Origin of the sequence: Xanthomonas sp. NCPPB 1638 (assembly GCF_041475635.2) — a bacterium.
Lineage (GTDB): Bacteria > Pseudomonadota > Gammaproteobacteria > Xanthomonadales > Xanthomonadaceae > Xanthomonas > Xanthomonas cucurbitae.
This window is the reverse complement of record NZ_CM192984.1, coordinates 1,242,889-1,268,314: the sequence shown is the minus strand read 5'-3', so window position 1 is coordinate 1,268,314 and position 25,426 is coordinate 1,242,889. Positions and strand designations below refer to the sequence as shown.

The 25,426-nt window shown below is 61.6% G+C and carries 13 protein-coding genes, 4 pseudogenes and 1 other annotated feature; of the genes and pseudogenes, 7 read left to right on the top strand and 10 right to left on the bottom strand.

The features are described from left to right. Window positions 1–86 precede the first annotated feature (86 nt). Together ACCQ13_RS05475 and ACCQ13_RS05470 are read right to left on the bottom strand one after the other, a co-directional pair. A complete protein-coding gene (locus tag ACCQ13_RS05475; RefSeq protein ID WP_159406790.1) occupies window positions 87–2,015 on the bottom strand; it encodes an alpha-L-fucosidase in 1,929 nt (642 codons plus the stop codon). Between the two features lie 225 nt (window positions 2,016–2,240). Beyond that, window positions 2,241–2,534 carry a hypothetical protein gene (locus ACCQ13_RS05470; protein ID WP_159406789.1) on the bottom strand — a complete coding sequence of 98 codons (294 nt, stop codon included), beginning with the start codon at window positions 2,532–2,534 and terminating at the stop codon, window positions 2,241–2,243. 575 nt (window positions 2,535–3,109) lie between these two features. Here ACCQ13_RS05470 and ACCQ13_RS05465 point away from each other — a divergent pair. From ACCQ13_RS05465 to ACCQ13_RS05445, 5 genes and pseudogenes are all read left to right on the top strand, one after another. Next, entirely contained in the window at window positions 3,110–4,288 is a 1,179-nt protein-coding gene (locus ACCQ13_RS05465) for a dsDNA nuclease domain-containing protein (protein WP_159406788.1), read from the top strand. Continuing rightward, the gene (locus ACCQ13_RS05460) at window positions 4,285–5,994 is read left to right on the top strand and encodes a hypothetical protein (protein WP_372372355.1); all 1,710 of its coding nucleotides are present in this window, start codon (window positions 4,285–4,287) and stop codon (window positions 5,992–5,994) included. Before ACCQ13_RS05465 ends, ACCQ13_RS05460 begins: the two co-directional genes overlap by 4 nt. Before the next feature lie 141 nt (window positions 5,995–6,135). After that, window positions 6,136–7,254 (top strand): ISL3 family transposase, encoded by a 1,119-nt coding sequence (locus ACCQ13_RS05455; RefSeq protein WP_159406429.1) that lies wholly within the window; start codon window positions 6,136–6,138, stop codon window positions 7,252–7,254. A 164-nt stretch (window positions 7,255–7,418) separates the two neighbouring features. Continuing rightward, on the top strand, window positions 7,419–7,919 hold the full coding sequence (locus ACCQ13_RS05450; protein WP_159406786.1) for a hypothetical protein: 501 nt from the start codon (window positions 7,419–7,421) through the stop codon (window positions 7,917–7,919). A 429-nt stretch (window positions 7,920–8,348) separates the two neighbouring features. Next, window positions 8,349–8,743: pseudogene (locus ACCQ13_RS05445) on the top strand (transposase); the annotation flags it as partial. Beyond that, window positions 8,627–8,743: a sequence feature (AL1L pseudoknot), on the top strand. It overlaps the preceding pseudogene by 117 nt. Before the next feature lie 7 nt (window positions 8,744–8,750). On the opposite strand, the pseudogene ACCQ13_RS05440 reads toward ACCQ13_RS05445, so the two are convergent. The 4 genes and pseudogenes from ACCQ13_RS05440 to ACCQ13_RS05425 form a co-directional block, all read right to left on the bottom strand. After that, a pseudogene (locus ACCQ13_RS05440) lies at window positions 8,751–9,524 on the bottom strand (IS3 family transposase); the annotation flags it as partial. Between the two features lie 133 nt (window positions 9,525–9,657). Continuing rightward, window positions 9,658–10,440 (bottom strand): IS21-like element ISXci1 family helper ATPase IstB, encoded by a 783-nt coding sequence (gene istB, locus ACCQ13_RS05435; protein ID WP_159406785.1) that lies wholly within the window; start codon window positions 10,438–10,440, stop codon window positions 9,658–9,660. Next, the gene (gene istA, locus ACCQ13_RS05430) at window positions 10,440–11,450 is read right to left on the bottom strand and encodes an IS21 family transposase (RefSeq protein ID WP_159406784.1); all 1,011 of its coding nucleotides are present in this window, start codon (window positions 11,448–11,450) and stop codon (window positions 10,440–10,442) included. Before istA ends, istB begins: the two co-directional genes overlap by 1 nt. 87 nt (window positions 11,451–11,537) lie before the next feature. Continuing rightward, a pseudogene (locus ACCQ13_RS05425) lies at window positions 11,538–11,863 on the bottom strand (transposase); the annotation flags it as partial. A gap of 63 nt (window positions 11,864–11,926) precedes the next feature. Here ACCQ13_RS05425 and ACCQ13_RS05420 point away from each other — a divergent pair. Next, window positions 11,927–13,476: pseudogene (locus ACCQ13_RS05420) on the top strand (IS3 family transposase). A 141-nt stretch (window positions 13,477–13,617) separates the two neighbouring features. On the opposite strand, the gene ACCQ13_RS05415 reads toward ACCQ13_RS05420, so the two are convergent. The 4 genes from ACCQ13_RS05415 to ACCQ13_RS05400 all read right to left on the bottom strand — a co-directional run bounded on the left by ACCQ13_RS05415 (window position 13,618) and on the right by ACCQ13_RS05400 (window position 21,847). Continuing rightward, entirely contained in the window at window positions 13,618–14,046 is a 429-nt protein-coding gene (locus ACCQ13_RS05415) for a DUF4265 domain-containing protein (protein WP_223214406.1), read from the bottom strand. Next, window positions 14,033–17,005, bottom strand: a complete 2,973-nt coding sequence (locus ACCQ13_RS05410) for an RHS repeat-associated core domain-containing protein (RefSeq protein ID WP_372372353.1) — start codon at window positions 17,003–17,005, stop codon at window positions 14,033–14,035. The genes ACCQ13_RS05415 and ACCQ13_RS05410 overlap by 14 nt, the downstream gene beginning before the upstream one ends. A 37-nt stretch (window positions 17,006–17,042) precedes the next feature. After that, window positions 17,043–18,428, bottom strand: coding sequence for an IS701 family transposase (locus ACCQ13_RS05405; RefSeq protein ID WP_223214363.1), 1,386 nt, complete (start codon window positions 18,426–18,428; stop codon window positions 17,043–17,045). 605 nt (window positions 18,429–19,033) lie between these two features. Next, on the bottom strand, window positions 19,034–21,847 hold the full coding sequence (locus tag ACCQ13_RS05400; RefSeq protein WP_159407929.1) for an RHS repeat protein: 2,814 nt from the start codon (window positions 21,845–21,847) through the stop codon (window positions 19,034–19,036). Window positions 21,848–22,813: 966 nt separating this feature from the next. On the opposite strand from ACCQ13_RS05400, the gene mutS reads away from it, so the two are divergent. Next, window positions 22,814–25,369, top strand: coding sequence for a DNA mismatch repair protein MutS (mutS, locus tag ACCQ13_RS05395; RefSeq protein WP_223214405.1), 2,556 nt, complete (start codon window positions 22,814–22,816; stop codon window positions 25,367–25,369). Window positions 25,370–25,426 lie beyond the last annotated feature (57 nt).

Below are 25,426 nucleotides of genomic sequence, written 5' to 3'. Positions count from 1 at the left end.
CTCTCATGCATCGTCAGGCCCGTGAACGGCACGCCCCAGCGATGCACTCCCCCACGCGGCGCATGGCCGCGTGGGCTGGTCCGCTTTCATCGCAGGCGCGAAAACGCACCGATACCGGCGATCGCCAGCCGCTCGGCGGGCACCGCCGTCTCCGCGAACGACAACCGCAGGTAGCGGATCTGGCGGACCTCGGGGAAATTCAGGCGCTGGGTCGAGAGCGCATAGGCGATATTGGGCAGTTCGCCGGCACCGGCCGGCTGCCAGCGTTGACCATCTTCGCTGGTTTCGGCGCGATAGCCCTTCGGTGGCGCCGCGCCGCTCATCACGCTGCGCGAGGGCGTGAGGCTGAAACCGGCGACCTGCCGCAGCGCACCGAGGTCGATGGTCGCCTGCGCCGGATGTCCCGGCGTGGGCGCGGGCGTGACCCAGATCGTGCTGGCATCGTCGTCGAGCAGCGTGTCCGCACCTGGCGCGCTTGCCTCGACGATGCGCCAGCCGGCGCTGGAGAGCACGTCCGGCGCATTCGCCGTGGGCCGCGCCACTGGCACTGGTGCAACCGCACGGAACAGCGCGAATTCGCTGATCGCCGGGCAGACCGGCGCCTCCAGCACCACCAGCCGCACCCGGCGCGCGGCGACCGGGCGGTCCAGCCGCAGAATCCGCTGCGCCCCGATGCACTGCGCTTCGGCCAACCGCCGCCATTGCCCATCGATCTCGGCTTCGACCGCGAAGCGGGTGACGCGCACACCCAGCGGCAGGTATTCGCGCAACCGGATCAGATCGAAGCTGTGCATCCCCGACAGTTCCAGCGTCAGCGTCGGCAGGGTGACCGCATCCGGCGTGGACCAGTAGCTGTCCGGCTGGCGGTCCAGCACGCGCGTCGGCTCGAACCCAGCACCGCGCGAGGCGCTGGCACTGGCCTTGGCCCCCTTGGTGAGATCGATGGCGAAGCTGGCGCGGATGGCGTCGCCGAAACTTTGCAGCACCGCCACATCGTGGTCAGGAATGCGGCCGCGTCGGTCGGGCGGAAGATTGAGATTCATGTTGGTGCCGCGCGCGACGGACGTGTCGAAATAGCGCACCAGGTTCTCCGGGCTGCGCACCTTGCCGTCTTCATCGGCATGATAGAACCAGCCCGGGCGGATCGACGTATTGGTTTCGGCCGGCCACCACAGTGCCGCCCCACGCACGCCGGAATTGCCGTTTTCCTGGGTGTACGGCGCATTGGGCATGGTCGGCCAGCTCGGATCGCCGGCGACACCGTCCTCGTTCCCGCCCCAACGGATATCGGCGCCAAGCGGATCGAAGGTGCAGGCCATCGGCTGGTGCTGGTGCACCAAGGCGATCATCTGCGGCCAGTTGTAGTACGCGGGCGCATCGATCTTGCGCGATTCGCGCGCTCCACCGTAGTAGCCGTCGCCGCCATTGGCACCGTCGAACCAGAACTCGAACAGGTCGCCGTAGCCGGTGCAGAGTTCGACGATCTGCTTGCGAAAATAGTCGAGATAGCCGGGGCGTCCATACTCGGCATGGTTGCGATCCCAGGGCGAGAGATAGAGACCGAACGCCAGGCCAGCGCGTCGGCACGCCGCTGCCATCTCGCCGACGATGTCGCCCTTGCCGTTCTTGTAGGGCGAGTTCCGAATGCAATGCTCGGTCAAACGCGTCGGCCAAAGGCAGAACCCATCGTGGTGCTTGGCCGTGAAAATAAGCCCTTTGAGATTACCGGCCTTGGCGGCCGCGACGATTTGATCGGGTGAAAAATCGCTGGGATCGAATTTGCGCGGATCCTCGTCGCCGTAGCCCCATTCCTTGTCGGTGAAGGTGTTCATTGCAAAATGCACGAACGCGTATTGCTCCCACCGATGCCACCGCAGCTGTCGCGCACTGGGTACCGCACCCCACGGCGCGGGCCCACGGGCCTGCGGCGCCTGCGCGATCCGAGCCGCCGATGCGCTGTAGCTGGCGGCAGCGGCTGCCACGCCCGTGGCAAGAAAAGTACGACGATCGATCATTAGCGCCTCCAACTCTGCACAAGCTTCGATCTTAGCTTTTCCAAAGGTGAAGAGTCCTCCTCCCGAAGCAACAGGCGCGCGTGCAAGGCACCGCGCGCAGTCAGATCCCTACACGGCTGACGTTGCACAACGTCACCGGCAGCCTGCGAACATTCCTGGCGTGATGGCTGAGTGCCGCGCCCCCACGCTGCCTTGTTGGCACCCGCAAGGCTCTGGGCCGCATGCCTACGGTAGATCCACATCGCGCGGAAAATAGCGGCGAAACTTCTCTTCCCAGGCCTGGAATTGGGCCAGCGTGTAGTCATCCATTGGCCGTTCCACCTGTGCGGTCGCCTTGTTCTGTGCTGCGTAGGCAATGCGCTGGGACGACAATTCATCCCATACCTTTCTGAGCGCAACCGGGTCTGGATGGGAGACCAACATGGCCTCCAGCACAGTGGCATGCGCAATGCGCGCAGCCAGCAGGTCGCTCAGCGCCTCGGTAACTGCCTGCATCCATTCCTGCTGTCGGTTATCCATGGTCGGTATCTGTGCGCCGGTGTAGCCGTGCACTCTAGCCCCGCCGCCGACATGGCGATGTGGAGCTGAAGCGAGCGCTGTCCATCTCAGTGCCCCTCGCCCACCGATACCGCCTGCGGCATGTACATGACCTGGTGACCCGGCTGATTTGCCCGGATCGCGATCCCAGGCCGCTCGGCTTAAACTTGCACGCCACCGCTGATCCGGCCAGCCCAGCTGCCGCATCCAGGCCTCGGACTCCCCCCGCCACCGGCCCGCAGACCCATCGCCTGCCTCCCCCTACCGCGCCCAGATTCGGAAGACCTCTTGCAAACCCCTGACAACAAAGACAAATCCAAGCCCGGCACGGGTACTCCCGAGCACACCCCGCTCATGAAGCATCATTAGCGTTCGTTAATTTTCACCCCCTGATCCCTTGCGCCGCAATGGTTCTTTCCGGCAACACCCTCCTCGCCCACCTCATCGCAACAGCATCGCAACATCTACAAGTCCCTCCCTGTCTGAATCGCCGGTCCCGGTCGCAAGGCGTTGGCACCTTGAGGTAATCTTAGGCACAGGGGAAATCTAGGGCTGTCATGGCACTTACGGACGAGACCGCGCCGCTACCAAAGGCGCTGGAAGCACTGCTGGCGGACACCCTCGACGACGAGAAGACCGGCGCGAATGCGACGCTGGGATTCACATTTCAGCAATGGTGGGGAGCACTTGTCGTTGCCGAGCTACTCGAGTCGGATGACGACTTCGCCGTAGGCATGGAAGTCAAAGAGGACGTCGCTATCCTCGACTCCGCCTCCGCGCCGACCTGCGTCGAGTTTTGCCAGATCAAGAAGAACGAGCAGGCAGGCGGCTGGGGGTTGAAAGACCTTCATCGCCATGGCCCAAAGAAGAAAGACAAGTCAAGGGACCCTTCTATCCTGGCCAAGCTTCACAAGCGCCGAACGGAGTTCGCTGGACATCCAACGAAGTTGCGCTTCGTCTCCAACTTGGCCGTCAAGATCGCTGCGGGCATGTCCAGCTCGCATTGCCAGCTCACCAGCCTGAGCGCATCGGAACAGGCCGATATTCAGAAGAGCATCGCCAATCAGCTGGCCATCGGGCTGGCACAGGTGGACTTGGCAGAATGGGCGCTCCATCGCACCAACCTTCCATTGGGCGAGCAGTACCTTTTTTTGGCAGGCAAGTTGGCGCACCTAAGCGCCGCGGGCAAGATTCCATTTGATTTGCCCAATCCTACGATTGGGGCACGCTACTTGGCGTCGGCTCTTCAGAACAAGGCAGCGGATACCAGCTACGCTGGCAGTCTGCGCGAGCTGCAGAGCCGCGTGCTCTCCAGATCCGAGGCCATCCAAGCCCTCTCCGAAGCCGCCGGCGCCACACACCGGGCTTCCGATCAGCTCGACTCTGCGCTTGATCAGCTTTCCGCGGCGGGCTACCCCTTCCTGACCCTTAAGAAGATCAAAGCCGAAAGGACGACGGTCCTAGCACACGCCGTCGATCGGACCAACGATCAGTTCAAAACGTGTGTCGCAGCGCTTGCGACGCAACTGTCTCACCTTTCCACAACCGCCAGCAGCCTACCGCTGAGAGACCTTATGGATAGCCTGGTCACCCAAACCATCAGCGCATCGCCTCCCGAGTTCGCCGGCCTAAGGCCTGGCTACATCTACGCCCTCGCCCTTTTGGTACTCAACGATGGAATCGACCCCGACCTACTCGCTCCTGCGCCTGGTACGCAACCTGAGGCAAGCGCATGAGCCGCAACGTCACCTTCAAGACGCTCTATCTGCTGTCGCAGCGAGACAAGCGCGCACGCAAGTTGGACCTGGGCCCAAGGACACTCCTGTTGGGCACGAACGGAATGGGCAAGTCGAGAATAACTAAGAACCTCTTCTGGGCGTTGGGTTGCACACCCCCGAAAGGCGAGACAGGCCCATGGGATCCCGATGTGATCGCTGCGGCCGCCTTTTCCTACAATGGTCAAGACTACTTGGCACTGCGCCACGGCAAGCGTCTCGGACTGTTCGTGACTGGAGCACTTGTGTTCTCCACGGACCGAGTGGGGGCATGGGACATACACATGGGCCAGCTCTTTGGCTACCGCTTGCATCTCACTCGGCAAAAGGCCGGTACAGGCTCAGGCCAAGCCAGTATGGAACATCTGCTGGTTCCGTTCTATTTGGACCAAGATGGAAGCTGGGGGCTCAAGTGGGGAACGTTCAAAGGTCTCAGCCAGTTCAAGAGTTGGCCAAAGCCCACCCTTGAGTCCTTCATCGGGATGAAGCCCAACGCATGGTTTGAGGCGAAGCAACAACAGGAAGTGGCAACAGCGAGAGCCAATGAAAAGCGACGGGAGCTGGACGCGCAGTCCAACGCCTTCAAGCAAGTTCAAAAAGCCCTTCCTGCGGATGTTCCTCAGATCGATGCGCAATCCTTCCAAGAGGAGCTGGCCCGCCTAGGACGGCAAGCCGCACGCACCTACGAGCTGCAGGTCGCCACCCGCGCCAAGCTCCTAAGCGTGGTCTCGCAACGCGAGCAGCTCCGATCAGAGTTAAAGCTGGCCTGGGCTGCCCAGCATGAGCTAGACGCGGATATCGCCTACCTATCTGATCTGCCGTCCGGCCCGGTCGAATGCCCGACGTGCTGCGTCCTCCATCAGAACTCTTTCCACGCACGCTTAGAGCTATCGGTCGACGCCGATACCATGGGCGCGTTGGTCCAAGAGCTTCACGAGCAGCGCAATGCACTCCGGGACGAGGAGTCTTCGCTCCGACAGCTTCTGACGAATGTTGGGCAAGAGCTCGATTTGTACGACCAAGAAACTCAGAGCCGCAAGGCGGATCTTCAACTTAGCGACCTCCTCGCCACTGAGAGCCGTCGTACGCTCGACGTTGCCTTCCGAGAAGCTGCTGAACCTCTCCAAAAAGAACTGGAAGAGCTTGTTTTGGATGAAGGCCGACTTAAGGATCAACTCAAAAAGTTGGAAGACAAAAAGCGCAAAAAGGTGGTTAAGGACTTCTACGCGGGAAGAGTCTCAACCTACTCCAATCGCCTCAACATCCCCCTTGCGGAGCAGGCCAAAAAAATCGTCGTTGGTGACCGAGACGGGGCTGGCGGAAGCTACGCGGCCCGAGTCGTTCTCGCACTTCATCTCGCGCTGATTGACACCAACGCCGAGCATGGGGACATGCCTTTCTTCCCCTTCGTGATGGATACACCCCAGCAGTCTGGACAAGATGCCGAGAACCTGAAGAACATGATCGAGACCGCTGCATCGGCGGCCGGACAGAATCACCAACTCCTGTTCGCAATCGAGACGATGCCAGACGGAACAGACACTTCGGGGTTTAGGCTCATCGCGGATTCGTGTGGGTGCCTTGAGGCCCCTGAATCTGCGTTGAGCCTTGGAAACAGGCCCTTTCCACCGTCCCAGAAGGTGGTACATCCTGTGCTGACTTCTTGACGCGGTGTTCTGCATGAAAACGGGCCGTCGGCTGAGTGAGTTGTTTTCCTTCCCTGGCTTCGCGGCGGAGTCCACGCTCAAGGGCGTGTTCGGCGCCCCGAAGGCGCGGATCGTGACCTTGCGGCGCCGAAAAAAACGGCCGTGTGTTCCAACTGTGGCCATCGGTGTCGCAGCCGCTACGACAAGCGCCTGTGCCGCGCCCGCGACTTGCGGGCGGCCGGCTGGATGCTGTTCGTGGAGTTCGAGCGCTGGCGGGTCGATTGCCCGGGGTGCGGCGGCGTGCACGTAGAGCGGCTGGACTGGCTGGCCAAGAATCCGCGCTACACCGAGCGATTCGCCCTACATGTGGGCAATCTGTGCCGAAGCATGACGCACAAGGCCGTGGCTGAGCTGGAGCGCCTGCACGACAGCACGGTCAAGGAGCTGTCCAAGCTGTACATGGCCGAGCAGGTGCGCCGGGCGGGGACGCCGGCGCCGCGCGCCATCGGCATCGACGAGATCGCGATCCACAAGGGCCATGACTACCGCGTTGTGGTCAGCGATCTGGAGCGCGGCCGACCGATCTGGTTCGGCGGCAGTGGGCGCACCGAGGCGGACATCGACCAGTTCTTCGCCGAATTGGGCCCAAAACGCAGTGCTGGCATCGACGTGGCGGTGATGGACATGTGGCGGCCGTTTCGCAACTCGGTGGGCAAGAACGCGCCCAACGCCAGCATCGTGTTCGACAAATTCCACATCATGCGCCACCTGTCCGACGCGCTCGATCAGGTGCGGCGCGACGAGTACAAGCGCCTTCAAGGCCAGGATCGCAGTTACATCAAGGGCCAGCGTTACACCCTGCTGAGCAATCGCGAAAACCTTACCCTGGACGGTCGGAAGGCGCTCGCCAAGTTGCTGGCGGCCAACAAACGTCTGAACACGGCGTACCTGCTGAAAGAGTCCTTCGGGCAGCTGTGGAGCTACCGCACCGAGCGAGGTGCACGGGAGTTCTTCGAGCGCTGGAAGCAGAGTCTGCGCTGGCAGCGGCTTGCGCCCTACCAGACGTTCGTGGGGATGATCGAGCGGCACTGGGACGGCATCGCGGCGTACTGCAGGCCGGAGAACAAGGTCAGCCTCGGCCTGGTGGAAGGGCTCAACAACAAGATCCGGGTCATCCAGCGCAGCGCCTACGGCTATCGCGACGAGGAGTTCCTGAGGCTCAAGATCATCGCCAGCTTCCTGCCCGCGCTACCCGAAAATGCTCGATTGCACCCACAGTGATCCGCGAAGACCCGGGGTTTAAGATCATCGACTTTGACGTGCCTCAGGGAGCTCTCCGAGCTGAGGACTTTGCAATCGTTGCGGACGTCTTACGGGATCCAGTCAAGCAACTGAATCAAGCATTTCCTAGTCAAACGAGCCAACATTAGTTGCCAAGGAACCCCATGAGCGTTTCTGATGACGTCGCGCTGCCGTTCTTTAAGGTCTTTGCAGAGCTAGAGGCGGCCTTGAAGCAGCACGCCCGCTTTCTAAAGGACAAGGGCAATGGCCCCACGCCCGCCCTTATCAACTGGAAGGCGGTCGGCCTGGCTGCCGCCGACCTGAGACCACTCACACTGAAAGAGCGGCTATCGCCGGAGACTCAAAGACGAATCCTGGATGATCCGGCAAGGAATCGGCCCCGCCGGCAAGAAGTGGAAGGCAACGGCGCCGCGAAGCGGGCGGTCTTCAACGACTACGCCCTGCCTGACAACGAGGCGGCGGCGCTAGTTGAAGCGGCGCAGCGAGTGCGCAACAACCTCTTCCATGGCAGCAAGGAAGAGTGCTGGACCGACAGCCCCGACGACGACGAACCTTTCGTCAAGGCTGCACACGAGATCGCCACTGTTCTGCTGGCGCTGACCCGCAACCACGACCTACCGAATGCCCGCCCAGTGAATCCTTGACAGGCGCTCAATGCCTGCTATGCATGCAACCGAACCGGTGCCTTCGACTGCCCTGGTTCACTGAGCCCCCAGGTTTGCTCCGTGGCAATCTCCCCCTGGGGGCTCGCCATTGCACTTGCCAACCGTCCAAGATCGGTTATCCCTGAAAGCGACAAATCCTTTCTGGGAGGAAAGATGAGCAAGGCAAGCCTCGTAGTCGCGGTGACTCTCTGCCTGAGCACCGTTGGTTGCTCAACCCTCACGCCCAAGCGCTTCTCCCACGGGCCGACCTGGTCAAGCTGCGCCTCTCTCTCGCACCAGACCATCCATGGCTTCTTCAGCCCCCAACGGTCCCGGCTTTGGAACGGCGTAGACCCAGAGCTGCGCCGAAAAGTCGAGGTGAACCGCCCCGGGATTCTCGGAGGCTCCAACTCTTGAGAGGATGGAGTCATGAGCAAAGCAATGAAGTATTCGCCAGAGGTCCGTGAGCGAGCGGTGCGGATGGTGTTTGAGCACCAGAAGGATCACACCTCGCAGTGGGCGGCGATCGCATCGATCGCCGGGAAGATCGGTTGTACGGCGCAGACGCTCTGCAACTGGGTAAGGCAGGCCGAGCGCGACCAGGGGCGGCGTGAGGGGCTGAGCACGTCCGAGCGCGAGAAAATGAAGTCGCTGGAACGCGAGGTACGGGAGTTGCGGCAGGCCAACGAGATCCTGCGCAAGGCATCAGCGTATTTTGCCCAGGCGGAGCTCGACCGCCGGTTCAAGCCATGACGGGGTTTATCGACGAACACCGTGATGTCTACGGGGTCGAGCCGATCTGCAATGATACGCCCAGAGTTCCGTAGACACTCAAGACCCTCGTTGCGCGTAGCGCCGCTCGAACTCTACAGGCGATAGGTCGCCCGTTGAACCATGACGACGTTGTGGGTTGTAGAACATTTCGATGTAGTCGAACACCTCGGCGCAGGCGGCGTCCTTGGTGGGGTAGATCCGCCGCCTGATCCGCTCGCGTTTGAGCAGGCCGAAGAAGCTCTCCACGGGTGCGTTGTCGTGGCAGTTGCCACGCCGACTCATGCTGCACACCAAGCCATGGGACGCCAGGAAACTCTGCCAGTCATCGCTGGTGTAGACCGACCCTTGGTCCGAGTGAACCAGGCAACCAGCGTTGGGTTTGCGCCGCCATACCGCCGATAGCAGCGCTTGGACGACCAACTCGGTATCGGCTCGATCGCGCATCGCCCAACCGACGACCTGCCTGGAAAACAGATCGATTACCACAGCCAGGTACATCCAGCCTTCATGCGTACGGATAAAGGTGAAGTCGCTCGCCCAGGCCGTGTCCGGCTCGGTCACGTCGAACTGCCGATCCAGCAGGTTGGGTGCCGCCTTGCACGGCGTTCCGCCATGGAAGCGCGGTTTGCGACCATAGCCCACCTGGGCACGCAGCCCATCGGCGCGCATCAATCGATGCACCCGATGGCGACTGCAACGCTCACCCAGATCGCGTAGATCCTTGGCGATCTTGCGATGCCCAGACACACTGCCGCTCGCCAGCCAGTGGTGCTTGATCAGCCCCAGCAGGCGTTCGTCTTCCTTGGCGCGCTCACTGTCGGGCGACTTTATGTCAACGCCGATTTAAATCTGACCCACTTTCCGTCGGATCGCCGAAGTAAACCTGACCCACCCGGGGTCGTTATCACCGCCCTGTTCGGCTGCTACGGGCTGGACCCTACGCAGCCGAGCAGCGCGGCGCCGGTTATGCCATCGCCGTCACCCGGCTAACCGTCTGTCCGGCTTTGCGCTTGTCCTTCAACCGGTAGCTCTCGCCGCTGATCTGCACGATGTGGGCATGGTGCAGCAGCCGGTCGAGCATGGCTGCCGTCAGCGTCTGGTCGTCAGCGAAGGCGCTGTGCCATTGCGTGAACGGCAGGTTGCTGGTGAGCACCATCGAGCCGCGCTCGTAGCGCTTGGCCACGACGTTGAAGAACAGATTGGCCTCATCGCGCCCGAAGGGCAGATAGCCGATCTCGTCGACCACCAGCAGCTTCGGCCCGAGCACCGCCCGGTTGAAGTACGCCTTGAGCCGGTTCTGGGCCTTGGCCGCGGCCAGTTGCATCATCAAATCGGCCGCAGTGATGAACCGCGCTTTGTGCCCCGCCATCACCGCACGCTGGCACAGCGCCAGGGCAATATGGGTCTTGCCCACGCCGCTGGGCCCGAGCATCACCACGTTCTCGGCGCGCTCGACAAAGGCCAGATGGCCGAGCTCGACGATCTGCGCCTTCGGGGCGCCACCGGCCTGGGCCCAGTCGTACTGCTCAAGTGTCTTGATGGCCGGCATCGTCGCAAGGCGCATCAGCACCGTGCGCTTGCGCTCCTCGCGGGCCGCGTACTCGCTCACGAGCACGCGCTCCAGGAAGTCAGCCAAACTGGCGTCGTCGCGCGCCGCGTCCTGCGCCAGGGCTGGCCAATCACTGCCTACCCGGGCGAGCTTCAACTGTTCGCACAGCTCGGTGATGCGCTCGTGCTGCAGGCCCATCACACCCCCTCCAGCAACGCGTCATAGACCGAGAGCGGATGCTGCAGGCTTTGCAACGGCAGTACCACGCGCTGGCGGATCGGTGGCGGCGCCTTCAGCGCCGGTGCTGCCAACATGACCGCACGCTCCTCTGCCAGGCGCACTGCCGGCACCGCCTTGGTGGTGGCATGCACGCGGACGTTGGCGACCTCGTCGAGCCAGCGCCGGACGTGGACGTTGGCCAGCTCGGCATCGAGCCGCAGCCCGCTGGTTTCCAGCGTTGCCACCAGCGGGACCACGAAGCTGCCCTTGAGGTAGGCGTTGAAGCGTTCGACCTTGCCCTTGGTCTTGGCGCGGTAGGGCCGGCACAGCCGGGGCGTGAAGCCGCAGGTGTCGGCGAGCTCGCGCAGTGCGTTGTTCCAGCGGTGCTGACCTTCGCCGTAGGCATCGCGCTCGATGACGACGGCCTTGGTGTTGTCGAACAACACGTGCTCGGGCACGCCGCCGAAGTAGTCGAATGCCTCGCGCAGTCCAGTGCACAGGGTCGTGACGTCCTCGCCCGCACAGGCCACGAACTTCACGTAGCTCGCCCGGCTATAGCCCAACGTGGCCACTATCGCCAGCAGCGGATCACGGCCACGACGCACGTAGGTAAAGTCCGCCTGCATCTGCTGGCCCGGCGGCGTCTCGAAGCGCACCAGCGGCTCGGGCTCGAACTGCTTGAGTGGCGCAAGGAACGCCTTGAGCTGGCTGATGCCGCCCGTATAGCCCCGTGCCTGGATCTCGCGCAGCAGCACGGTCGCCGGGATCCAGCGCGGATGCGCCTGCGCGACACGCTCGCGCAGATAAGACCGCCAGGCGTCGAGCTTGCACGCCCTCGGCGCGCGCGGGCCGTATCGCTGCGCATCCCGGCCGCGCAGGTACCTGCGCACCGTGTTGCGCGAGCACTCCAACTGCTTCGCAATCGCTCTGACACTCTCACCCCTACGGGCCATGACACGTATCTCCACTGCCTGCTCCTGAGTCAACATCAGCAGCCTTCAAAAGGCCGCTATCGTGGCCCAGGTGGGTCATTTCTACTTCGGCGATAGGGGTCAGTTTTACATCGGCGATGACAACTTTAGCCACGCGTAGTATCCAGCCCGGTTCACCCGCAACACCCGGCACATCGCGCACACCCTGAATTCTTCGCGGTGGGCTTGCATGAAGACGTACTTTGCCTTTACCCCCTGGCAAAGTACGCGGCGGCCTTTTTTAGGATGTCGCGCTCCTCCGTCACCCGGCGCAACTCGGTCTTCAGGCGTCGAACCTCGGCACTCTGGTCCACCTCGGCGCGCTGCACCACGCCGGGCTTGCCGAACTTGCGCAGCCAGGCATACAGGCTGTGCGTGGTAACCCCCAGCCGCTCGGCGACATCTGCCACTTTGAAGCCACGATCGGTCACTTGCCGGCCCCCCCCATGTCACGATAGTTGTCCGCTCCCCTGAACCCTCAGATGGAGAGCCCGATGGCCCGCTACAGCCCCGAACTCAAAGACCAGATCGTCCGGCGGATGATGCCCCCCAACAATCAGAGCGTTGCTGACCTGAGCCGTCACACTGGCATCAGCGCCCCCACGTTGTACGCGTGGAAGAAACAGATCCGCAGCCAAGGATATATCGTGCCCGACACCGCTACTTCGCCGGACAACTGGGACGTGAAAGCCAAACTGAGAGCCGTCGCCCAGACGATGCCGATGAACGAGGCCGAGTGCTCGGCGTGGTGCCGTGAGAACGGCATCTACCCCGAGCAGATCGCTGCTTGGCGGCAGGCCTTTGAGACCATGCAGTCGAGCGCCTCGGCAGCGGATCGGGCGGTTTCCACGGTCATGCGCAAGCGCGTCAAGCAGCTTGAGAAGGAGCTTTTGCGCAAGGATCGCGCCCTGGCGGAGGCGGCAGCGCTGCTGACGCTGTCAAAAAAGCGCAGGCTCTCTGGGGCACCGACGAGGACGTCTGATCCCCGCGTCGTTGAAACAGAGAGCCGTCACGTTGATCGCCGAGGCAGTGGCCGCCGGTGCCCGCGAGATCAAGGCATGCCAGGTGCTGGGCATCAGCTGCCGCACGCTGCGCCGTTGGCGCGGTGCCAGCACGCTGGTGGATGCTCGAAAAGGCGCGGCCAAGCACTGCCCGCATGCGCTGAGCTGCGTCGATAAGGAACGAATCATGGCCGTCGCCAACCAGCCCGCTTACCAGAGCCTGCCCCCCTCGCAGATCGTGCCCCGGCTGGCAGATCAGGGGATTTACATCGCATCGGAATCAAGCATGTATCGCGTGCTGCGTGCGCGTGGGCAAGTCAATCGCCGTGGTCGCGCCGCCGCCCCGCGGACTGTGGCTAAACCGATGGCGGTGCGTGCCGATGCCCCTCGCCAAGTCTGGTCATGGGATATCACGTATCTGCCCTCGACGGTGAAAGGCCAGTTCTTCAAGCTGTATATGATCCTGGACGTCTACAGTCGCAAGATCGTGGGCTGGGAGATCCACCACGAGGAGCTGGCCATCCACGCATCGATGCTGATCGGGAAAGCCTGCATGCGAGAGCAGGTGGCGCGCGACACGCTGGTACTGCACGCTGACAATGGCGGCCCGATGAAAGCGGCAACGATGCTGGCCACCTTGCAGAGCCTTCATGTGACCCCGTTCCTTCAGCCGTCCACGGGTGAGTGATGACAACCCTTACTCAGAGGCGCTGTTCCGCACGCTGAAGTACGCGCCGTCGTATCCGGGCAAGCCGTTTACCGACATCACCTGCGCGCGCAGTTGGGTGGCGGGCTTCGTGGACTGGTACAACAACGAGCACCGCCACAGTGGCATCCGATTCGTGACGCCGCACGAGCGCCATGAGCGACGCGACCAGGCCATCCTGGTCGCACGCGCGGACGTGTACCGGGAGGCCGCCATGCGTCATCCAAGCCGCTGGCGCGGACGCGCCACGCGTAACTGGACGCCTGTCGGCGCGGTTTGGCTGAACCCGGATAACGACGATAGAAAAGCACCCGATGAAATAAAGTTGGCAGCATGAAATAGCGGACAACTATGTTGACAATCACCGGACCGCCTCGATCTTGAACTCATCCGTATACCGCTTGCTGCTCATGGACACCTCCGAATTAGCCATTTTCCATGGCCTTGAGATGTCTAGGAAACCCTGGGCGTATCAGCATCAATGCCGGAATGACGGATACGCCAGCGCGGATTTTTCCTCCTCTAGCCCATCCAAACAATGGTCTAGATCCGCAATAGAGCAGTCCTCGGGCACATCTATAGAGAAATAACGGAACTGCTTCAGCTCCTCAACGTTACAGCCCAGTCGCTTCAATCCGTCAAGTACGCCTTCAACCGAATAGTCCCCGTAAGCCATTAGCCACAAGGTGCTTCTGCTCGACTTCGCCAAATGCGACCAAGAAACAATGTCACCTTCCGGGTCACGCTGGATTGTAATCACATCACCTACCGACACTTCTTTTATAAAAAAAGGTGGGACTTCAATCCGATAGCCTGGCGAGATCAAGGTGCAGACAAGGCATTCCTTGGCCACAGGAGGCCAACCATCCTCAACCTTCAGTCGGAACATCAACTCATCGGCGCTCATCTTGATCTTCTCGCCTGTGTCGTTCTTGGTGGCACTCAGGACAGACTACCTTACCATCACTGTGGCGTCCGCCCCCATCCTTGATAGGTGGATCGTGGTGAACTTGGGCTTGGTCTGGTGGAGTCGGGACACCCCTCTCACTGGCTACATTCCTAACCTCCCTACCGCAGTCATCACAACTCATCTGCCCGCCGTTCCGCTGAGCGTTATCCCGCTTGAATGCATTTCGCTGCCCCCGCGTGAAGTCTCCGGGCCGCCCTGATCTTCCTCGCGTCACGCCCGCAGCTGCTGCTTTTACGAGTGCTCCAGCGATTGCTTCGTTAGAAAAATCTCCGGCATCAATGAACTCGCCTGCAGCTTGTCCCATCGCCGCACCTTGCTCCGCCTGGCTACCCTCAGTAGTCGCAGCTGCTTCACCGGAAGCCCAAATGCGTAGCTTCTCTGGATCATTGCGAAGCATGTAGCCGACGGCTGCGCCGTAATACCTATCGGCAGCTGACTGACGTCCATCCGGATCCGTGAACCGATAAGGATTGTTGTTCGCATACCAGTAGCGATTGAAGTTGGCTGCAAGCACTGAGTCAGCCGCCACCGGATCCACGCTCAGGAACCGCCCCAAGTCCTGGTCGTAGTAGCGCTGCTGCATGTAGGTCAGCCCGGTCGCCCCGTCCATGGCATGACCGGTGTAGCCGATGCCATCGACCGTCTTGCCAATGGTGCTGCCATACGGCTGGTAGTCGGTGCGCTCGACCACCTGACCGGCCGTGTTGGTCACAGCGATCGGGCTGCCCAATGCATCGGTGTGCTGAAACTTGATCGCCCCCGCGTTACGCGTTGCGAGCAGGCTCCCGTTGAGGTAGACGTATTCGGTGTTGCCCTTGCTCGACGTTTCTGCATAGAACAACTGACCCGCCTGCGTGTAGACCTGAACAGTCCGCGTTGTCGGTTGCCCGGCCACAGTGCGGCGGCCATACGCATCGTAGACGTAGCTCTCCTTACCCGTGACATCTCGCAGGCGGTTGCCGTAGTCGAAGCTGTAGATCTGGCCGTTCTTGTTCTTGAGGTTGCCCTGCAGGTCATAGCTCAGCCCAACGGTGGTCGCGCCTGCATTGTTCTGAACATTGGTCAGACGGTTTCTGGCGTCATACCAGTAGTTTTTCTCACTCACCCCCGGCAGCTGTGCGCTGAGCAGGTTGTCCAATACGTCGTAGGCGTATCGGTTCCAAGCATCCCCGCCGAAGCGCCATGATCCAGCGTCGGTCAAGCGATCCAAACCGTCGTAAGCCATGTGCCTGTTGTAAACCGACCCCATCTGCTGATCCAGGATCGTGATGACATTTCCATTTGCGTCGTATTGATACTCAAGCGATGCGACGTTCGCATCACGAACTTGCTGAGGCATCTGGCGGCCATTGAGCACCAGCGAGTGGCTGACGCCATTGCCATAGGTGAATTGGCGTGCGGCGCCATTGGGGTAATAACCAATGCCCGATGCGTAGACGTTCCCCAAATGATCGCGCACATCGGTCGGTTGACCCAAAGCATTGGGTGCGTAATTGACCGACAGCCCAGTCGGATACACCTGGCTTGCGAGCGCTCCGTTGGCATCGTAGCCGTAGCCAATGGACCAGGTATACCAGCCGGTTTGACCCGACGATTCGGACGTCAGCATCCGGCGCTTGTTGTAGTTGTATGCGTTGACGACGGATGAGCTGCCGGCGTCGTTCCATGTCGTCACTTGTGAAGGCAGTCCATCCGGCGTGTAGGTCCAGTCCTGGTTGCCATTCTTGTCAGGGAACCGCAGCGTCTTAAGACGGTTGCGGCTGTCATAGGCGCGAGTGACCTGCCGGCCGCTTGCAGCAGCGGCGTCCAAGTCGCAACTGGTCGTGCTGGGAAGGTCCAACCCGCTAGCCGACCAGGCCAGATTGCCTGCAGCATCGTAGGCCATCACTGTTGAGCCGTTCTCGGGCTCGATCACCTTGCACAGCTGTTGGTTAGCGTCATAGACGTAGCTGCGAGCGATGGAGGCAGGTCCCTGGGGGGGCTTGACCGTTAGCAAAACTTGGCCGGAATCAGCGGTCAGGCCATTGACGTCGCGTGCGATTGCCTTGAGGCGATAGCTGCCCACAGCCAGGTTATTGAGAGCCACCTGATAAGGCGCGGACGCGACCGTTCCTATGAGCGCATCATTCGCGTAGAACGAGACACTGGCCAGCCCGCCCTCTGGATCGCTGGCATTGGCCCGCACGGTGACTTTGCCAGGCGCATAGAGCGTTTTCCCATTGCCTGGCTCCGTGAGTGACACTTGCGGTGGACGATTGACCGCCTGAACGTTGATCACTTGGTTGGGACTGGCCTCGCCGAACCAGGTCACGCTCTCTTGCAGCAACTTCCATTGAAAGTTGAGCGAGCCTGCCACCTGAGGCACAGCATTGAATGCGATCCGGACGGACTGCCCTGGGGGAACATCATTGGGCAACTCAACCCTGACGATGCCCCACATCCAGGTATCAGCTGGGTCGACCACCCCCAAGCGGTAGTTTGAGGACCTGCGCCAAGTGACGTTCCCGGTGTTGCGGAACGTGACCTCTGCCGGATAGGACTGCCCGACGGTCATCGTGGCGGGCACGGACTGGCTGACAAATACCGAGCTACGGTCAATCGCCGGAACTCGCAGGCTTCCAGACCCTGCGATCGTATCGTTCGACTCACCCACAGGCGACAATCCGTGGATGAAGATTGCCTTACCACCGTTCTGCAGGATGAAGTTTTCATCGATTGGGAACGTGAATCGGTAATTTGCTGCCGACGTTCCGCAGGCAGCCGCTATCCCGCCGTCGCTTGGAAGATTGGCCTTGGTTGCTCCGCCAAAGTTCCCTGACCCAGCGGCGCCTCCAAGATACATGTGCACATCAATGGACTGACTGAGATTGGTGGAGCATGCCCAGCCGGAGATCACCGTATTATTGATACCGTCAATGCCACCCTTGATAATCCTACTGTGTCATTAAATGCGAAGGTGCGGAGACATCGTTCCAAGTAGTGTCACTGCGATTTCTACGGCGATTGTCCAGCGCAGCGTCGCGATCGAGTCCACTACATGGCGCTGAGCCCGCATCGGTCGCCCCGCGCGGGCTGTAATCTTCGGGTAGGGCAGGTTGCGGGCGTTGTGACGGTTTTTTTTGATGCGCCCCGCGCAAGCGCTCAGCAACCAGAAACCCGTAAGCAGCAATGCATAGCGTGGCGTGATGATGAAACCCCCGCCAACCGCGCCCTTCGTAGTGATCCAGACCAAACTCCTGCTTCAGGTCCTGATAATCGCGTTCAACCCGCCAGCGCGCTTTGACCGTATTCACCAGATCCTTGCGGAGCGTGCTTGCCGGCAAGTTGGAGAGGAAGTAGCGCGTTGGCTTGTCTTCGTTTTCGGGCCATTCGATCAACAACCACTCCTCCTGACGCAAACGATCTCCCTGCGCGGCACGCACGCGCAGGGCCGCAAAGCGTCCGGACAACGGTGCGTTGCTGCCTTCCCGCCATGACACCGTCCGGAAGGCACGCCGAGGCAGGGACTGCGCCAGTGCCTCCACCGACTGTGGCTGGCGATCCGCCGTGCGGCGATGGCGAATCGCAGGACGGCCCTGCCCCTTCCAAGGCGCGGGCGGCTCGGGCGTTTGCCCCGGCGGCCAGACCTTGACGCTCGAAACAATCCCCACTGCATAAGTCAGTTCCAAGGCAGTCAGCGCATCACGCCAAGCCGTATTGCTGCCATAAGCTGCATCGGCCAACACGGTGCCGCGGACGACACCTGCAGCACACGCGGCCTGCATCTGCGCCAGCGCTATCTCTGGCTTGGTGGCGAACGCGATCTCTTCCGGAACACCTGCCTTCTCCCGCTTCGCCGCATCGGCCGCCCAAGCCTCAGGAAGATACAGCCCAAAGGCCATCGGCACGCTCGCCGCAGGCGTCGCCAGCGAGACGCTCACCGCCACCTGGCAGTTGTCCTGTTTGCCGATCTCCCCGCAGTACTGTCGGGTCACACCGACCGAATGCTTGCCCTTCTTGCGAAAACCCGTGTCGTCCACGATCCAGTACACCTCGCCCTTCAAATCCATATGCGATGAGACGTACTGACGGACGCGCTCCAGCACCGCCGCATCGGACCAGTCCGACTTGGCCACGAAATGGTGCAACGCCTGATGCCGAGCCCGTGTCCGCAGCGGATCCACATGCGCCGCCAGCGGCTCTACGCTTTTGCGCTCCAACGGCAGCATCAATCCTCGGCAATAACCGTGTAAGCTCGCCGCGCGATCAGCATGACCAAGCGCAGCGGATAGGTCATCCAAATAGGCGGAAAAACGCGCTTGGTGACTGACTGCGGCCATGTTCATCTCAGCACGGTGTGGATTGCCTGCAGAATAACATTTTTATGACACAGTAGGAATAACGGATGGAAGAACATTGATGTAAACCGGGTAACTCACTCCACCAAACCAGGCAACGCCATCCCTCACCATTCGCCATTGAAAAAGAGTGTTTCCCGGTGTGAGAGGCGCACGGACAGCGAAATTAAAGGTAGTGCTCGACGGATAGGCAACGCTCGTAGGCAGTTCGACACGACCGGTTCCCCAAGTCAGGTTATCCGTTGGCCCTTGGCTTCCAAGACGATAGCCCTCTTGCGGCGTCCATGTCTTCCAACCAGTGTTCTGGAAGGTGATGCTTGCGGCGTATGTCTGACCGACGACCATCGTCGTCGGAACTGAGCCGCCAATGTACTTGGAATCGTTCTCCTTTAGCTCTACTGGCGTGGGGCACTCATTGGCCGAACCGGCAGTCGATCCATCCGGGCACTGCCGCGCGGCCCACGTGGGCACGGCAATCATGCAGAGCACGATCAAGGCAGCGCTTATCCAGTATGCGGGCAACCTGCGCAGGAAGTGCGTAGGGCCTATTGAGGGCGCGCTCATCGTTGTCGATCCCTTTCGCTCGCTCATCGAGCACCTCGCTCGATCTTGATCGGCTTGCCGAAGACATCCCGGATGATGGACGTCCGAGCAGACTCGGGTAACTCTACAAAAACGGGGGCGTCGTAGACCGGCTGGTCAAATGCTTGGTAGCTGGTCCTCGTCTGCGCGCCACGGGGATTCGTCACCAAGGTTTGGAGACTGGGGAGATATTGAGTGACGGTCGTCAGCAGCCCCTGCTCGCTGTCCTGGGATACTGCCGTCGGCCTCCCCATCACATCGAATTCAGTCCACACGCCAGTGTTCGCAACTTCGCTATTGCTGGGGTACGACGCAAAGACGGCTCTTCCCTCATGGTCATAAACAAAGCGTTTGACCCGGAGTGTTCCCGCCACGTTTGCCGCATCGTATTCCCGAATCAGTAGCGGCTGCCACAGTGCATCGAAGTAGGTGATTTTCTGTGCATTTCCAGTGGTCACGGTCTGACGCCAATGGCCGGCACCAATTCCATATTCGTCACCACCTACCCTTTCAAACGCTTGTGCCGTCGAGTTCCAAGCGGTGCTGTCACCCGATGGGTAGTTCGTGCCCGTTAGCCGCCCCATCGCGTCGTAGCCATACGTGGTCGCAAATCCATTCTCGTCGTTGGTTTGACGAATCCACCCGTTGTCGTCCACCGAGGCGGACTTGGCTGTGCCGTCGGGGTTTGCAACGATCTGAGGGATGCCGCGCTTCCAGCCAGACAGGGTCGTTGCATTCCCGAGTCCATCCTTGACCTGGGCCAGGGTTCCATCGGGATTGTAGGTGTAGGTTGCGACCAGCTTTCCGTTGCGCCGTTGCGTCTGGGGCAACGCATTGCTGCCGTAGTCCACTTGAGAGGTGACGATGCCTGTGTTGACATTACGAGCAATGGCGGTCTGTCCCAAGACCCATGCACCGCGTTCGTCGTAATACGTCGTTTCGTCGGTGCGGCTATGCCAAGGGCTGAATCGCTCAACGCGGGTTGGCCTTGCGAACTCGTCGAAACACGGCTGACCATTGCAATCGGCAATGCGCCAAACGAACTGGTCGCCGTTATCGATCGTGATTACTTGACGCACGGGCCGCTGCCTCGCTGCCACAGTGTTGTCCCCGTAGTCACCAGCCGGATACATGGTCCGCGCCGCGTAAGGCGCCGCATCAAAGGCTGCGTAATCACTCACCTTGCTGCGTTTGGCCGTCGAACCGTTCCAGCCAAAGTCCTGCTGAAGTAACAGTCCTTCATTGGACCAATGGCGATTGCCGAATCGATAGCGGGTAGCTTGGCCCGCCGGGTCTTTGACTGTGATGTCTCGCGTGGTGGGCGAACCCGCGTTGCATTCGACATACTTGGAGGGATCGCTTGGATTCGGATTTGGATCCGGCTTCCAGCAATTGTTCGGGCTGCCGTAGTCGTAGGACCAAGTCAGCCCCTGCGCCGGCAAGCCAGGACCAGAGATGCGCCTGCTGGTCACGGCCATGACATAGAACTGATAGGGAATTTCTGAGTAGGCGTCCTGGATATTGCACATCCTGGGAACCCACGACCTCCCCATCAGCATGGAGTTGAGGGTGTAGTCACTGCGAGCGCCGGTAGGAGCAGTGATGCTGCCTACGACATTGCTGCGGGACCACGGGCGGATGTTGTCGCACCCTGGCGGCTGGCCGTAGGTCACGCGCGCACTGGACAAAGCAACCAGATCGAAGGTCCAGCCGCTGCCGTCAGGCAGCGTTACTGTATCCACAGTATCGCTGTAGTTATAAGACCAAGTTCTACCTCCGGTGCTCACGGAGGTGATGGTGTTGCCATCCCCGCCGGCATACGATAGGTCGATGCGACGCCCATCGCTGGCGACAATGCTTAGAAGTTGCCACGGAGCCCCGGGATTCCAGTTGTAGACCACGGTGTTGCCGAAGCGATCGGTCACTCGCGTGGGATAGATCAGGACCTCCTTGCGAACCAGGATGTAGTTCTTGGCCACCATCGGAACAATGTTGCCGATGCCGGCTGTTCTCATGCCCACTCCGCCAGCGGACGCCATGCCAACCGAAGTGGCCTGCGGAGCAGGCGACGATTTGCTCAAGGGCGGATAGGAGCGCGACACCATATGGTTGAACGCGTACACGCTGCCTTGTGTGTCGACCAGTTCAAACCCTTCCCCGCGAGCACTCGTCTCGCTCGCTCCATCAAGCGAGGCCAGGCAACGCACTGCGGAGCCGTCCTTCAAGACGATGGGGTAGGTTCGACCATCGTTTGGGCGGAGCGCTTGCGCCGATGCTTGCAGTAGCTCCTGATCGCCGCTTCCTGGCCGGTAGAGAAAGCTTCCCCGCCAGAATTCGGAAGGATCGAAGAAGCCACCCTGGTTCTCGAACGCCGGAGGAACGCTATAGCGACTGCATCGGCTGTAAGCCGTCTCCCTGGTCCCGTTGACCACCCAGCCATCCGGCGCGATGTTCCCACCAGGGAAGCCGAAAACCCCATGCATGTAGGGAATATCCAGATCCCAGAGCTTGAAGTGTCCCTTTGTGGGACTGCCAACGGAAAACCGACGACCAATGCGCACCTGCAAGGCATTGTTGCCCTTCAGATCCACGTCTGTTTGAACGATTTCCATTGACCCGGTGTAGAGGTTGATGTTCTCCCCGAAGAGCTGGTCGCCGGGGCTCTTCACCACTGCGCCCGATTGGATCAACTTGCCATAGTCATCGTAAACAACATCGGCAATGCCTACTGCAGGATACAGCCCTGCCAAAGCAGCCAGTGCCAATCCAATCACGCGCATCTGGTGCCGCTTTGTGCCCAGTTCCATAGCATTTTCCAGGTTGACTACCGACCGAGATCCGGGTGAGCCTCATCGCTTACACGAGCTCACGTCCATGCAAGGCCAAGGCATGACAATGCATGCCAAGCCACCGGCCGGTGTTCGTGTCCAAAGAATCCAGAGGGTGCGCGAAGCGCGACCGCTAGGTCATTCCCCAATCCCCCCCACACCACCTAAGGTTGCGCGGCGCCTATTTGATGTCAACCGCCAACGATCGCTTGCCAGTGGATGAGGGAGCCGGGGCACAGAACGGCAAGCTCTTGACGTTATGGGAAATAGCTCACGAACGACGGCGCCGAGACCTGTTCCCGTACAAAGAATTCAGAGAATTCTGATGCTGTTTTCAGTAGTTATCTGACAAGACTTGACAGTGCTATTGACGTGCCTACGACACGCAGCACTCATAACTCCCCCAGCTGCGCAGCTAGAGCATGTTATGAACTCTGAACCCGCCCGGCTATCGTGGGTAGGTGAAGCAGCCGCGCTCTATCAGGATGCCAGTAACGCCACCGAGCGAGGAGCGACGCATGCCCTGCAGGCCTCGCCCAGCCCGTCAGGAGTCGTGGTTGGCTTTCCTGCGTAAAGCCGAATCAAGCAGGAGCCTCCTTGTTGCCATTCAGAATTCGGCAGGGCTTTCGCTCTTCGTCCAAAGGCCTTGGCCCGGTGGCCAATCGCCCGTTGCGGCCCCATGGCCCGCACACCCGCGACCGATCGCTCAAGGATTTGTTGGCGGGTGGGCTTAAACTTGAGCCCGTGCCGCCTTGAGGTGGTTCGTTTGGTCGCAGCATCCTGCGCCATCCCAGCCGTTCGTCCGTTTCGTCGCAACAACGCCGCAACAAACGTCACCGTCCCTCGCCGTTGCCACCCCTGATTGACCGCCACATCCCGGAAGAACATTTCTTGCAAAGCACTGACACAAAAGAAAAAACCAAGAACCCCGGTGGAGCTGTAGAGCACACGCCCCTCATGAAGCAGTTCTTCGCTGCCAAGTCGGACTACCCCGACCTGCTGCTGTTCTTCCGCATGGGCGACTTCTACGAGCTGTTCTACGACGATGCACGCAAGGCAGCGCGCCTGCTGGACATCACCTTGACCCAGCGCGGTAGTTCCGGTGGCGCACCGATCCCGATGGCCGGGGTGCCGGTGCATGCCTACGAGGGCTATCTGGCGCGGCTGGTGGCGTTGGGCGAGTCGGTGGCCATTTGCGAGCAGATCGGGGATCCGGCACTGGCCAAGGGTCTGGTCGAGCGAAAGGTCGTGCGGATCGTCACGCCCGGCACGGTGACCGACGAAGCGCTGCTGGACGAGCGTCGCGACACGCTGTTGATGGCGATTGCGCGCAGCAAGCAAGGCTACGGCCTGGCCTGGGCGGATCTGGCCGGCGGTCGGTTCCTGGTCAACGAAGTGGACAGCGTCGATGCGCTGGAGGCGGAAATCGCGCGCCTGGAGCCGGCCGAACTGCTGGTGCCGGACGAAGACAACTGGCCGGAATTCCTGCGCGGGCGCATCGGCGTGCGGCGGCGGCCGCCGTGGTTGTTCGATGCCGACAGCGGGCGGCGTCAGCTGCTGGCGTTCTTCAAGCTGCACGACCTGTCCGGCTTCGGCATCGACGACAAGCCCTGCGCCACCGCCGCTGCCGGCGCGCTGCTGGGTTATGTGGAAGAAACCCAGAAACAGCGCCTGCCGCATCTGACCGCGATCGCGATGGAAGTAGCCAGCGAGGCGATCGCGATGAACGCGGCCACGCGCCGGCATCTGGAGCTGGACACACGCGTGGATGGCGACACCCGCAACACCTTGCTCGGAGTGCTGGACAGCACCATCACCCCGATGGGCGGGCGCCTGCTGCGGCGTTGGCTGCATCGGCCGCTGCGCCTGCGCGAGGTGCTGATGCAGCGGCACCAAGCCGTCGCCCTCCTGATCGCCTCTGCTGCCGATGCCGAGGTGCGCGAAGCCTTCCGCGCGCTTGGCGATCTGGAACGCATCCTCACCCGCGTGGCGCTGCGTTCGGCGCGTCCACGCGACTTCTCCACCCTGCGCGATGGCCTGGCACTGCTGCCGACGCTGCGCAGCATCCTCGCGCCGCTGGATTCGCCGCGCCTGCAGGCCTTGTTCGCCGAACTTGGCGAACACGATGCCACCGCGCACCTGCTGGTCAGCGCGGTGGCCGAGCAGCCGCCGCTCAAGCTCAGCGACGGCGGCGTCATCGCTTCCGGCTACGACGCCGAGCTGGACGAGCTGCGCCGCCTGTCCACCAATGCCGACCAGTTCCTGATCGACCTGGAGCAACGCGAGCGCGAGGCCAGCGGCATCGGCACGCTCAAGGTCGGCTACAACCGCGTGCATGGTTACTACATCGAGATCAGCAAGGGCCAGGCCGACAAGGCGCCGCTGCACTACAGCCGCCGCCAGACCCTGACCAATGCCGAACGCTACATCACCGAAGAACTCAAGAGTTTCGAAGACAAGGTGCTGTCGGCACGCGAGCGGTCGCTGTCACGCGAAAAACTGCTGTACGAAGGTCTGCTGGATGCACTGGGCAGCGAGCTGGAAGGTTTGAAGCGCTGCGCAGGCGCACTGAGCGAACTGGACGTGCTGGCGGCCTTCGCCGAGCGCGCACAGGCGCTGGACTGGTCGCAGCCGGAGCTGGACACCGCGCCGTGCCTGCGCATCGAACGCGGCCGCCACCCGGTGGTCGAGGCGGTGCGCGAGCACCCCTTCGAACCCAACGACCTGGACCTGCACAGCGACCGCCGCATGTTGGTCATCACCGGCCCGAACATGGGCGGTAAATCGACCTATATGCGGCAGAACGCGTTGATCGTGCTGCTGGCGCACATCGGTAGCTTCGTGCCGGCCAGCCGCGCGGTGATCGGGCCGATCGACCGCATCCTCACCCGCATCGGTGCCGGCGACGACCTGGCACGCGGGCAATCCACCTTCATGGTGGAAATGGCCGAGACCAGCTACATCCTGCATCACGCCACGCCGCAATCGCTGGTGTTGATGGACGAGATCGGCCGCGGCACCTCCACCTACGACGGCCTGGCGCTGGCCGACGCGGTGGCACGCCATCTGGCGCAGAGCAATCGCTGCTACACCCTGTTTGCCACGCATTACTTCGAACTCACCGCGCTGGCCGACGAATCGCATGGCGGCGGCGGTAGCGGCATCGCCAACGTGCACCTGGACGCCGTCGAACATGGCGAACGCCTGGTATTCATGCATGCCGTGAAGGATGGCCCGGCCAATCGCAGCTTCGGCCTGCAGGTGGCGGCGTTGGCCGGCCTGCCGAGGGCGGCGGTGACGCAGGCGCGCCGCCGGCTGGCCGAGCTGGAGCAACGTGGCGGGGAAAGTCACAGTGTGCAGATGGCGCCCGCCGCGCTGGACGCACCGCAGCAGTTCGGGTTGTTCACCGCGCCCTCCTCTGCCGCCCAGGAGGCGCTACACGCGCTGGACCCGGACGAACTCACCCCCAAGCAGGCGCTGGAAGCGCTGTACAGGCTGAAAGCGCTGCTCTGAGCGCACCGCCAGGACCACGCGCGGCCCTGGCGATTCCTGCCTGCGCCGGAGAGCGTG

Bases quoted from the DNA above. Each gene is read 5' to 3' on its own strand.
- ACCQ13_RS05475 (WP_159406790.1), bottom strand. From the start codon at position 2,015: ATGATCGATCGTCGTACTTTTCTTGCCACGGGCGTGGCAGCCGCTGCC.
- ACCQ13_RS05470 (WP_159406789.1), bottom strand. From the start codon at position 2,534: ATGGATAACCGACAGCAGGAATGGATGCAGGCAGTTACCGAGGCGCTG.
- ACCQ13_RS05465 (WP_159406788.1), top strand. From the start codon at position 3,110: ATGGCACTTACGGACGAGACCGCGCCGCTACCAAAGGCGCTGGAAGCA.
- ACCQ13_RS05460 (WP_372372355.1), top strand. From the start codon at position 4,285: ATGAGCCGCAACGTCACCTTCAAGACGCTCTATCTGCTGTCGCAGCGA.
- ACCQ13_RS05450 (WP_159406786.1), top strand. From the start codon at position 7,419: ATGAGCGTTTCTGATGACGTCGCGCTGCCGTTCTTTAAGGTCTTTGCA.
- istB (WP_159406785.1), bottom strand. From the start codon at position 10,440: ATGGGCCTGCAGCACGAGCGCATCACCGAGCTGTGCGAACAGTTGAAG.
- istA (WP_159406784.1), bottom strand. From the start codon at position 11,450: ATGTTGACTCAGGAGCAGGCAGTGGAGATACGTGTCATGGCCCGTAGG.
- ACCQ13_RS05415 (WP_223214406.1), bottom strand. From the start codon at position 14,046: ATGAGCGCCGATGAGTTGATGTTCCGACTGAAGGTTGAGGATGGTTGG.
- ACCQ13_RS05405 (WP_223214363.1), bottom strand. From the start codon at position 18,428: ATGGCCGCAGTCAGTCACCAAGCGCGTTTTTCCGCCTATTTGGATGAC.
- mutS (WP_223214405.1), top strand. From the start codon at position 22,814: ATGAAGCAGTTCTTCGCTGCCAAGTCGGACTACCCCGACCTGCTGCTG.